This window comes from Pseudoalteromonas sp. NGC95 (assembly GCF_015864705.1).
In the GTDB taxonomy this organism is placed as follows: Bacteria; Pseudomonadota; Gammaproteobacteria; order Enterobacterales; family Alteromonadaceae; genus Pseudoalteromonas; species Pseudoalteromonas arctica.
This window is the reverse complement of the sequence record NZ_JADYWR010000044.1, coordinates 1-10,915: the sequence shown is the minus strand read 5'-3', so window position 1 is coordinate 10,915 and position 10,915 is coordinate 1. Positions and strand designations below refer to the sequence as shown.

Here is a 10,915-nt window from a genome sequence, read left to right as displayed (position 1 = left end):
ATATCAACGGATATTACAACAACGTTAGACCGCATCATTATAATGCTGGTTTAGCGCCAAATGAATCTGAGATTAGATACAAAGACTCTAAAACTGTGGCCAAATTTTATTGACCACTACATAGTGAATTATTTCTATTTGGGGCTGCTTTATCATATCGTTCTATCAGTGCATCTCGTAAGGATGGCGGAAGAACACTCACTTCATCTTTAGGTAAAGACTACATACTCGCCTCATTAGATATGTTTATGGATTGGATAGAATCGCCATTAATCGACGATAAAAGATGGTATCCCACAACACATCAATTTAGGAGGTCATTTGCTGTCATATATTTTAACTTCTCCGATAGTATAGGTTTAGATGAGTTATCTTGGTTCATGGGTCACGCGAACCTCGAACAGACATTTTACTACGCAGAAATATCCCCAGATGACGAATGGATACATGAAGCTGAGTTAACAATTGCAAAAATTGGTGCTTCATTGAATAAAACTATTAATAGTGACGATACTATTAAAGACATAATTGCAGAAGCACGAAAAACTACTAAAATTTCTATTATTTTAGAGCCTTTGGTAATTGAATTGATTGATAAGCATAAGAAAAAAACTGGTCAACAGGTACGTTTTCGTAAAATTCAGGAACAGGATATCTTTTTCTACTTCACTAAAACAGAAGGTCAGTAGCTATGCCAAAGTTTAAGCAAGGTGAAACTTCTAAGTCAGTTATTAATAGAAAAAATGCAATTTCAAAATCTCTAGCTCACAAAGCCAAACTTATTGATAAGATAAATTACCATGAAGATATACCTAAGAGCCTAGAAATGAAAAGTGATTTTATTTCGCAATCATTAGTTCATAAGTGGAATGATAGCACCCTAAAGATCACACGTAATTCTCGAAACTCAGCTCACGCAGAACATAACAAAATAATTTTAGAGACCTTAATAAAGTCTATTGAAAGAGCTAACGAAAGGCTTTCCACTAACCTCAAAATGGGAAATCAAAAACTCACTAAAAGTATTATCTCTGAAAATGAAGTTAATAAATTAAAAACCGAGAATGACGAATTACGTGTAGCACTTGCTGAAGTTTATAGGTGTTATATGCAGCTTCTGGAAGAGAGTCGTGAAGATAAATTAGTTGATGATTCATATAGAAGATTAATACGTACACAAGCCGAAACGCTTGGGAAGAAACGAGTCTGGAGTATTCGATAGTGTCTACTGTAATAATTGCGAAACAGCCCGATTTATCTTTCCTTACAACGAGTAGAAAAAGAGATCAAATCAATGGTTCGCCGTTACCCATAATTCTAAAAAAAGGAGGTTCTTTTGATTGGGATGCCAACTCATTTCTCACTGAATATAGCGGCGGACCACAAATGTATAATGTCCGCCCTATTGCAGACACCGTAGTCAAGAAAGCGTATAGCTTAAACATTTTTTGTAATTTACTAGAAGATGAAAAAATAAAATTACATGAAATAAACAATGCCACTCTTTATAAATACGTGGAATTGCTAAAGAGCAGAGGTGTTTTCGACGATACTATACAAAAACACGGAAGAACCGCTCTTGAATATATCCAGCACCTTAATAAAATATACCCTCTTCTTAATTTGGCAACAACGGAACCGGACTCATTAAGAAAATTTAATGTCCATATCGAAATAAAAAAATATAAAAATGGTTCGATAGAAAAAAAATATTTACATCATGACTCTTTAAATGGATTAATTCATATTGCGTCAGAACCTGAATATGTTCGTGACCATGAATTAATTATGTGGCTTGACGCTATAAACTGTACCACTTATCACCCAACTCTAGATAACTTTTTAATTAGTCGTTGGGAAGCATTTACAACATTACTAGAAATTACAGGCTCCAGAATAAGTGAAGTACATCAAGTAACAAGAACAATGATCAAAGAAGCTGCGTCTTCGTTATTTGAAAATGAAAAAATGCCAATAATACGTAATATCCCGATCAAAAAAGGAAAATATAAAGGACACAAACGTAGCGTCCAAACTACATCAGAAGATATTCAAGTTATCCTTTTACACATAAGCGCTATTGAAAAGAAATTTACTAAAATGGATCATGATTCGATATTTGTTGATTCAAATACAGGCACTCAACTGAAGCCATCATATTTAAAAAACTATGCTAAGAAAGTAATTAACCATAGTAAATATAAAAATGCTTTGAGTCACTTGAGTAATCATTCTTTTCGCCATAGATTTATCACTCTTCATATTGCTAAAGCAATTAAACAGTTATCCTCCTCTGGGAGTTTCTCTAACATTTTGAATATTGCTGCAACAGCATGTAGAAAAGTAACAATGCATGCTTCCAATTCCACATTATCCCATTATGTGCACCTAGCATCCGAATACAATATTAAAAACGAGATTATCAGTAGCGAGCTAATTAATGCTTCTACTCAAATAAGAATTCGTATAAAGAAAATGCTTATGACTTCAAAGTTATTAAATTCAAAAAAAATAAATGAAACAGAAGCACTAGCATCCCTTTTATCAACATTAAATGAATTTAAAAAATTTGATTCGCTTTAAAACTATTTTCTAACCACAGATTGAAATTGTTTTATTAAAAAATTAGTAACTAAATTGGTGCAGAGTTAACTTTCTTACAAGTGAAATTTAGGAGTTCAATCATTGACTAAGTTGAACATCGTTCTCTGACAAACCAAACAATGTGTCACCCTAATAAAAAGTTTAGCAATTTTATTTTATAGTTTAAGTAACCCAGCTATATTATCCTTGCTAATTTTTAATTCACTTCAATTACTGTTTAGTATGCCTCACTGTCTTTAAACATCAGGTGTATGCTCAATATTAGAAGCCGATAGACTTTAAACTACATGGGAATTTATATGAGGAATTATACTAATGATATATTTCAACAAGATCCAAAAAGGGCTTATCAAGTTACATTGAGTGTATTCTTTCGTATTATGGATAAATGGAACTTGGAGCATAGCCAACAGATTATACTTTTAGGAAGCCCTCAAGAAAGTCTATTTCAGGAATGGCTACAAAACAAAGTGGAAAATATCAGTGATGAAGTTCTTATAAGAATTTCATATATTTTAGGTATCTACAAAGGGCTAGGTCTAATATTCAATAAACGCTCGCAGGCTGACTCCTGGATAAATAAACCTAACAAAAAGTTTAACCAATTGTCAGCTCTAGAGTTTATGCTAAATGGTGAGATTGAACAGTTAGAGGAAGTTCGAAAGTATGTAGATAGGCAATTTGGCTTTTGACTGTAACTGTCTAACCCCATGAGTCTTTGGTATTGGAGTAAAAACAACTAAAATGCTCGATATATTGATTTAAGAAATACGTAAAAGTCTATAGAAAAGAGATTCTTTATGCTCTTTACTATTATGTAGAAAGCTGGTGAGTATAGCTATTGAAGGATTTCAATTTTACGTACTTTAAAGTAAAAATATTTTTACTTTTTTATTCAATTTATTAAATTATGATATAATTATAACAATAGTTTATTAATATTGGAATCCTAGTATGTTAATTAACATCTCTGAATTTGTAAGCAATTATCGCCTGCTCATTGATATTTTTTTGTTTGGAATATTTATTATTTTTGTTAGATATATAATTATACCTTTCCTGTATTCATTAGTAAAATCACTGAAAAATAAAACTATTACTATTTTCTATAAATTATTTGGTAAGACATTATGTAAGCACGAATTTCACGACTATGCTGCATTCGCACCATTTCAAAACAACGTTAATCAAGCGTCGGCCTCATGCAATCGATGTAAAAAACCGGGTACTGTCTGTCGCTCTAAGAACGTTTATCATGACTAGAATTAATTAATCTAAGCAACAGAAATTAAACCCAGTAACACGGGCTATAGCAGCTACCTTATTTATGGTACAAAGGGAATTGACTATTTATTGGAAGAAAGCGTTATTATATGTGCCTTTTAAACATAATAAATAATTATTTGTGCGGCTTTTGTATGACGAAAATTCTGAATAGCGATACAAAAGCTTAGAAGTAAAGTCTGGATGATATTAACGAGATTAAACATTTCAGTAGATACTTTTTTGATGAGATTGAGAAAAATGAATTTTTAAATGTTACTCCTCAAAATAAATTATTAGATTTATACTTTTATTGAACCCTTGAAAATCCTAAAATGTAGTAAGTAGTTTCCCTCACTATACTTTTTTATTCAAACAGATAAATACTTTTGTAATAAAAAGATGATTAGTCTTCACATAAAAATAAAGACACTTTTTACACCTTCATGCAAAACGGTATGATCTAATAAAAAGAACTATTGCATCCGATGAAATCGATATGCCAATGGTTTACCAATCTCAAAATGATACCCGCATTTGGGGAGGTAGGCATCGCACAATTATTTGGTTTTAAACATATAGATGTAATTCTTCCTAGTTACAGCTTAATACCATAAACACGCTTTATGATTAAAAGATAGTCGTATAGGCAATGTGACCAGAAATTTATATTTCTGGTAAAAGCTCCCGAATATTACATTGCAGCGCATCCGAGACTGTTTTCAGCTTTAGAACTGTAATATTCACACTCCCGTTTTCAACTCTACTCAAATAGCTCTGATTTAGTCCAGCTTTGAATGCTAATTCAGCCTGACTAACCTCCCTACGTGCTCTCATGACTTTGATATTTTTACCTATAGCTACTGAAAACTGTTCCATTACAAATCTCTGGAATAAAATCATCAATATCCCACATTGCTTTGCCATGAGCGATTGCATATAATCCACATAAAATTGCATATAAGCGATATATTGGTTTTAATCAGTATTAAAGGGTTTAACTATGGATATGTACAAATTAATGGGTAGTTTTATTCGTGTAATATCTATGCCTAATATAAACTATTTTTCGGTGAGTACACTTCAGACCGCTTGTATAGCTGATTCACGTGATGGGATTTTGAACCCTGACCATGTACAAGTATTTGTAGAAACTGAGCTAAATAAGCTAGTTCGTCAAGGCTGGATTGTAGAGTCTATTCTAAAAGTTAATGAAATATCCTTATACTCCAAAACTGATATATTTGACTGTAAAATATACAATTATAATTTTGACGAATCTTTTAAGCACCTGTTCTCTATCAATAAATTACAACCAATATTGACATCTTTCTCTAGTCTACCGAATCAAAAACTGAAAGAAATATTTAGCTTAAAAAATATAAATTACTTGGCTGCAAATAAGTCTAATTCAAATGAAATCACAAGAAATATAGATAGCTTAATGCAAAGCAGCTCCTGTTTATATTCTGATGGGACTGAGTATTGCGATGAAATTGCAGAAAAAAATAGAAAACAAATAAAACCTTCACTTTTAGCCATTTCAGATAACAGATATATTTATAAAATTACGAAAGATCATCTAGTAGACATCTGCAAGTTAGATGAAACCCATACACATACGGAACAAAATTTTTTTTGTGATAAACATAATATTGAGTTATTCGATAGCTTAGGTGACACCAAACAGGTACTGTCAGAACAGCAGATATTTTTAAGTGCATACAAATTAGTTTCTAACGAAATATACAATAAGAAACAAGCACTATCTTTCTATATATATGATCATAATTATAAAACTAGAGATAATTTAGATCATACTTCCTTGAATTATCTAATTAACAGTACTCTAATTGATTTGGAATGCTTATACACTATTAAAAGTTTTTATGATAATTCTCTACAGAAGCAAAATTTTTCAGATATAAGATGCGTCTTATTTAGGTCAAAAAAAGATCCAAACATGGCATTTTCAGGACTATATAAACCTAATTATGATTATTTTGGTAATCCATTAAAAGATACTATAAATCAACATAACTCGATGTTAAGTATTATATCAATTCCTACATTTCCGGGTTGGATCTATGTAATTGCTTGGCATAAAGAAAATAGCGAAGCTTGCAATGATTTCATCTCTAGTTTAAGTGAGCTAGTAGAAAATAAGGATTCTATTGAAGATGCTTTATTTGAGTTAGCGATTGTTGCGTGTAAAGAGCCCTTTTTTTCCCCTAAGTGGTGGGAAGAAAGTACTCCCGAGATAAAGAGATCTATTTTAGAAAAATCCAGTTATTCTCAACATGCCTTTAGTGAACCTTTACCTTTTAAAAGAAATTTGAATGGTATTATCGATTGGAACTTTGAAATTATTACATCAAATTATTAACTAAAACTATATACATTCAAAATATTATAGGAAAAATGAAATTTAAAAACGAACAGTATGAAAAAAATTTTAATTTTTATCATCTCCCCTATAAGCAGTTTCAGAATCTGGAAGCCAACTTCAACTAACAGCTACTATTTCTTGAGCACAAAATGAACTTTATATAGAGCTTTGGCTAATACTATGAAACTTATAATTAGTAATAGCTTAAGTAATTTGTTAAAACTACATACAGTAGAGATCTAACTGTAATCTCAATAGGAACATGTTGTATTTTACAGTATCAAAGTATTACTTCTCCAGCGCTAACTTTTCAATCCATTTATAAAGGATTATTAATGAAAGTAACTTACCACGAGAAGGTAGAAGCACACGATGTTGAGTCTCAATTAGACCAAGATTTAAGTGGTGTCTCTGATGATTTAAAAGATTTATTGATGCCATTAAAAATGATTCTATTAATGAATAGTATGGTCTACCTAACTCAAAAATAGATAGACTTAACTCTCTAAAAGCTCAAAGAAGTATAAAAAACACTTTAGACTTTCTATTTGTAAATGGAAAGGTAATGACAGGCGAACACTGCCGTGAATTAACTAAATCACGAAAGAAAAAATTGAAATATTCCCTAGCAGATATATTTGAGCTATCACTTGGTAGAAAATTATATGCAGGAGAAAAAAACTGTTTTGTCTGCTTCTGTTACGATTTTATTATGGCATTTACAAGGAAAAACGTTTAAGGAGTTGCTAGGTTTTCGTTATAGTTACTTAACTAATCAAAATGAGCAGAAACAACTTCGGAAAAAAGAAAAAACAGGAGAGCTGATACCGACCGAGGTTCAAAGAAAGATTGATGAGTTACCTATTACTTATTCTGCTATCCCACATTCTTTACCTAATTCAGAATTAAAATCACCATTACCCTCTAAGTTTCGAGGTAAAACAATGAAAAGCTTGAATTATGACTTAATCGTTTATGATACTTATGACTTTCTAGATAAAGTCATATCTTTCTCTTTATCTGATTTATATACGCCAGCTTTTTATCAGTATTTTATAAAAAAAGGTGATCCCAGAACCCATATGATGGTTAATTATTTTAAATATGGGACAAATGATGAAGTTGAAATTTGGCTATTGAGATGTGGTTTTTCAATTGAAGAAGCTGAACTTATTAAACCCTTCGTAAATAATATAAATGAAAATGAGACCATTTTTTCTAAATCTTACATGAATTAAAAAACAAATATATAAGCTCAAAAATCGAACTTTACATATAGCCTAGTAATATTTATAGGTGATAATAACTATACTATCTGCTATTAATGAAACCTATATAATAGGCGTATTATTAAATAAAAATATATCAAGTCTATATTCAAGCTGTTAGCCAACAAGGAATCAATATGTTAGAAAACTTATTAAAGAAAGGATATTTCCCAGCTGAATTACCAGTTCCATTTACTACCGAAAGTTATGGTGATGCTTTATTAATTCAGATGAATCAAAATGATCGCCCATTTAAATATGGTAATAATGGACCTAAATATATCAGTAGCTGTGTGAAATATAATTTAGCCCGAAGAGGTAAGTTAAGACGACCTTTATCTGTTCCAAACCCAGTAAATTACTTTCATCTAGCCCAATTGTTAGCTAACAATTGGGCTGATTTTGAATTAGTCTACGGGCGTTCAAATCAATCTTTAAGTAAACCTGTTGCTGATAATCATTCTAGGGCTCTAAAGTGGGATAAAGGTTTTGGTACTCTTCCTGACGAAAAGCTAAAAACTAGAACTGCTTCTAGATATATACTGAAAGCGGACATTGCTAATTTTTATTCTACAATTTATACCCATAGCATTCCGTGGGCAATTCATACAAAAGCAGTAGCCAAACAACATCGCTTTTTTCGAAATAACTTAGGTAATAAAATAGACTTGATTCTCCGAAATGGTCAGGATCAGCAGACTAAAGGAGTACCAATTGGAAGTGATACATCGTATGCACTTGCTGAATTAATTATGTCAGAAATTGATATGAAGTTGGTTACTAAAATTGGTAATAATTACCATAGGTACATTGATGATTTTGAGTTCGGGTGTAAAACGCTACAAGAAGCAGAAGAAATTCTTTCTGTGCTACAAGAAGTTCTTTCATTCTACGAACTAGAGTTGAACTCGTCTAAAACACAAATCACTAAACTCCCAGAACAAATAGACCCAAAATGGCTTCATGAGTTGCAGAAAGCTCAAATTAATATGTCCACGGATACTGTTCAAAAAAACTCATTAATATCATTTTTTGATCTAACAATGAGCTTTTTGGAAAAAGAGCCCAGTGAACCTATCTTAAAGTATGCAGTAATTCGCACCTCATCACATATTGTTAGAGCAAATAACTATGATTTATACCAACGAATATTATTACAATGGGCAGCAGCAGAGCCTTCAACTTTACCAATCGTCATAGATTTTATAGCTTTTTATAAATCAGCAGGTGTCAATGTTGACTTACCCGAAGTTAAGAGAACCTTACAGTTTATTATTATTCAAAACTGTAGACAGGGACACACAAGTGAAGTTTGTTGGTCAATATTCGGAATGATTTTACTATCCCAAAGTTTTGATGATGAAGTATTATTGGAGCTAAAAATAGTTGAAAATCCATTTATTGCATTGTTGACTTTAGACGCAAGAGATAGAAATTTAATATCATCAAGCTATAGCTTTCCCCTTTGGGAAAGTTTAATGAACAAAGATGAATTAAAAACTGGAAATTGGATTTTGGCATATGAAGCTCTTAGAAAGGGTTGGTTACCTTCTCAAGATGGTAGTAATTACCTAATTGAAGCTGATGGTTTCTCAACTTTAGCTAACAATAATGTTGAGTTTTACTCTACAGACCTCATTGACCAACATGATCCTAAGAGTAATTATAAGACTCTTAATAGGCTAACTGCTGAAGAGCTACGGTATTTTGTCCATAGAGATATCCCTCTAGAAAGGAGTCTCTTCTAAATTCAGATATAAGTTATTAATATGGTCAAAATCAGTTGAATTAATAAGGAAATAATTATGGCTAATGCTAGGGGGGAAGCTCTTCCTAATGTACATACTCAAAAAGGCTGTTCGCATCTTCAGCTGGGTATTGTCAAAACCCTAGTTGCCCAGATAAACGATTTAAATAAATCTCTGGCAAACACTTCCTTATAGCTAAGTTAACTCGCGTTTTGTACCTCAAGATGATGGACCTAGACCAAATACAGAGTTAAATGCAGAAGAACAAGATGCACTTGAAAACCTGATGGTTTTATACACTAACTTTCATCTCACTGTTAATATGACCCCTGAATCTTTTCCTGATTCAACGCTGAAGCGTTGTAAAAGAAAGCGTGAGCAAAGTTGCTAAATTTATTTGGTGTTCATAGGTTTGATGATAGCCCTCTACTGAAGTTGATGGTTTTGGGGCTGAAAATATGATTTTCATACGAAATTATTACATTAAATATAATTGATATGACCCATTCAATTACAATTTATAATTGGAATATCTGACCAGCGGGTTGTGTAATGAGGCGATAAAAAAGCACGTTTCATAGTCCATGACTGTGTCAGCTTTTCACTTCCTAAAGATAAAGTGCCTACCCCATAACGTTTATTTATAGCATCCAAGCATGCCATTACTTCTGGATTATTTTTACTCACAGCAAACATATCTGCTTGTTGAAATAACTCACTTTCTAATTCTATTGCGCCAATACCGCAGCGATAAAAGCGGGTGTTAGGTTTAAAAATATCATTAATAACATCTGAAACAGCATTGGCTATGACATTGGTATCAGATGTAGGTATAGGAAAATCATAGAGCAAAGACTTTTTATAATACATGTCATCGTGTGGCGAGCTTGCAGCGAATATAACGAGTCGTTTTGCTAATGACTGTTGTTTCCTAAGCTTACGACCAACAATCGCTGCGTGTGTTACGAGGGCTGATTTTAATGCATTTAAATCACTCACTCTTTCCCCGAAACTTCTTGTAGAGTAGATTTCTTTTTTATCCTGTTTTACTTCATCCCAGCTCAAACAAGCGATGCCATTGAGTTCACTTACAGTCCTCTCAACAACAACGCTAAAAATACGTCGCATTGCTTTTGGGTTTTGATTCGCTAAATCCCATGCACTTTTAATTCCCATCACCTTGAGTTTCCTACCGAGTCGAGAACCAATACCCCAGACATCGGTAACATCCATACGCATAAGTACTTCTTGGCGTGATATATCATCATTAATAACAGCAACCCCGTTATAGCCTGACAGTTTTTTTGCTGCATGATTGGCTGCTTTAGCTAATGTTGGCGTAGTGCCAAAGCCTACCCCAACGGGCAGTCCTGTCTCACGCCATACAGCCCGGCGTATTATGTGTCCGTAGTCAGCCCAGTCGTTAATGATTTTAGAAAAACCAGTGAAACGTAAAAATGACTCATCAATACTATAAACATAATGGTCATCACAAAAACGGTTGATGACTGTCATCATTCTCTCACTCAAATCAGCGTAGAGTTCATAATTCGATGAGCGCACAACGACATTATGCTGCTCTAAATAGGGTTTTATTTTAAAGTAAGGCTCGAACTTAGGGATGTTAAGCTTTCTCGCAATAG

10 protein-coding genes are annotated in these 10,915 nt (G+C 32.6%); 8 read left to right on the top strand and 2 right to left on the bottom strand.

Features of this window, described 5'->3' with window-relative positions:
• Positions 1 to 248: 248 nt before the first annotated feature.
• The 4 genes from I6E70_RS20240 to I6E70_RS20225 all read left to right on the top strand — a co-directional run bounded on the left by I6E70_RS20240 (position 249) and on the right by I6E70_RS20225 (position 3,296).
• A complete protein-coding gene (locus tag I6E70_RS20240; protein WP_197189474.1) occupies positions 249 to 689 on the top strand; it encodes a hypothetical protein in 441 nt (146 codons plus the stop codon).
• A 2-nt stretch (positions 690 to 691) separates the two neighbouring features.
• Positions 692 to 1,222: a hypothetical protein gene (locus I6E70_RS20235; protein ID WP_197189473.1), complete on the top strand. Its 531-nt coding sequence runs from the start codon at positions 692 to 694 to the stop codon at positions 1,220 to 1,222.
• Positions 1,222 to 2,583: a site-specific integrase gene (locus I6E70_RS20230; RefSeq protein WP_231620156.1), complete on the top strand. Its 1,362-nt coding sequence runs from the start codon at positions 1,222 to 1,224 to the stop codon at positions 2,581 to 2,583. The genes I6E70_RS20235 and I6E70_RS20230 overlap by 1 nt, the downstream gene beginning before the upstream one ends.
• Positions 2,584 to 2,903: 320 nt before the next feature.
• Positions 2,904 to 3,296, top strand: a complete 393-nt coding sequence (locus tag I6E70_RS20225) for an antitoxin Xre/MbcA/ParS toxin-binding domain-containing protein (RefSeq protein WP_197189472.1) — start codon at positions 2,904 to 2,906, stop codon at positions 3,294 to 3,296.
• Between the two features lie 1,237 nt (positions 3,297 to 4,533).
• Here I6E70_RS20225 and I6E70_RS20220 read toward each other — a convergent pair.
• Positions 4,534 to 4,746 carry a helix-turn-helix domain-containing protein gene (locus I6E70_RS20220; RefSeq protein WP_197189471.1) on the bottom strand — a complete coding sequence of 71 codons (213 nt, stop codon included), beginning with the start codon at positions 4,744 to 4,746 and terminating at the stop codon, positions 4,534 to 4,536.
• 124 nt (positions 4,747 to 4,870) lie between these two features.
• On the opposite strand from I6E70_RS20220, the gene I6E70_RS20215 reads away from it, so the two are divergent.
• From I6E70_RS20215 to I6E70_RS20200, 4 genes are all read left to right on the top strand, one after another.
• Entirely contained in the window at positions 4,871 to 6,253 is a 1,383-nt protein-coding gene (locus I6E70_RS20215) for a hypothetical protein (protein WP_197189470.1), read from the top strand.
• Between the two features lie 338 nt (positions 6,254 to 6,591).
• Positions 6,592 to 6,747, top strand: coding sequence for a hypothetical protein (locus I6E70_RS20210; RefSeq protein WP_197189469.1), 156 nt, complete (start codon positions 6,592 to 6,594; stop codon positions 6,745 to 6,747).
• A 174-nt stretch (positions 6,748 to 6,921) separates the two neighbouring features.
• Positions 6,922 to 7,494: a hypothetical protein gene (locus I6E70_RS20205; RefSeq protein ID WP_197189468.1), complete on the top strand. Its 573-nt coding sequence runs from the start codon at positions 6,922 to 6,924 to the stop codon at positions 7,492 to 7,494.
• Positions 7,495 to 7,661: 167 nt separating this feature from the next.
• On the top strand, positions 7,662 to 9,272 hold the full coding sequence (locus I6E70_RS20200; protein WP_197189467.1) for an RNA-directed DNA polymerase: 1,611 nt from the start codon (positions 7,662 to 7,664) through the stop codon (positions 9,270 to 9,272).
• Positions 9,273 to 9,779: 507 nt separating this feature from the next.
• Here the strand turns inward: I6E70_RS20200 and I6E70_RS20195 are convergent.
• A partial coding sequence (locus tag I6E70_RS20195) for a Y-family DNA polymerase (RefSeq protein ID WP_231620155.1) occupies positions 9,780 to 10,915 on the bottom strand: 1,136 nt, incomplete at its 5' end.

Excerpts from the sequence above, each read along its gene's own strand:
- I6E70_RS20240 (WP_197189474.1), top strand. The coding sequence starts at position 249 with ATGGATTGGATAGAATCGCCATTAATCGACGATAAAAGATGGTATCCC.
- I6E70_RS20235 (WP_197189473.1), top strand. The coding sequence starts at position 692 with ATGCCAAAGTTTAAGCAAGGTGAAACTTCTAAGTCAGTTATTAATAGA.
- I6E70_RS20225 (WP_197189472.1), top strand. The coding sequence starts at position 2,904 with ATGAGGAATTATACTAATGATATATTTCAACAAGATCCAAAAAGGGCT.
- I6E70_RS20220 (WP_197189471.1), bottom strand. The coding sequence starts at position 4,746 with ATGGAACAGTTTTCAGTAGCTATAGGTAAAAATATCAAAGTCATGAGA.
- I6E70_RS20215 (WP_197189470.1), top strand. The coding sequence starts at position 4,871 with ATGGATATGTACAAATTAATGGGTAGTTTTATTCGTGTAATATCTATG.
- I6E70_RS20210 (WP_197189469.1), top strand. The coding sequence starts at position 6,592 with ATGAAAGTAACTTACCACGAGAAGGTAGAAGCACACGATGTTGAGTCT.
- I6E70_RS20205 (WP_197189468.1), top strand. The coding sequence starts at position 6,922 with ATGCAGGAGAAAAAAACTGTTTTGTCTGCTTCTGTTACGATTTTATTA.
- I6E70_RS20200 (WP_197189467.1), top strand. The coding sequence starts at position 7,662 with ATGTTAGAAAACTTATTAAAGAAAGGATATTTCCCAGCTGAATTACCA.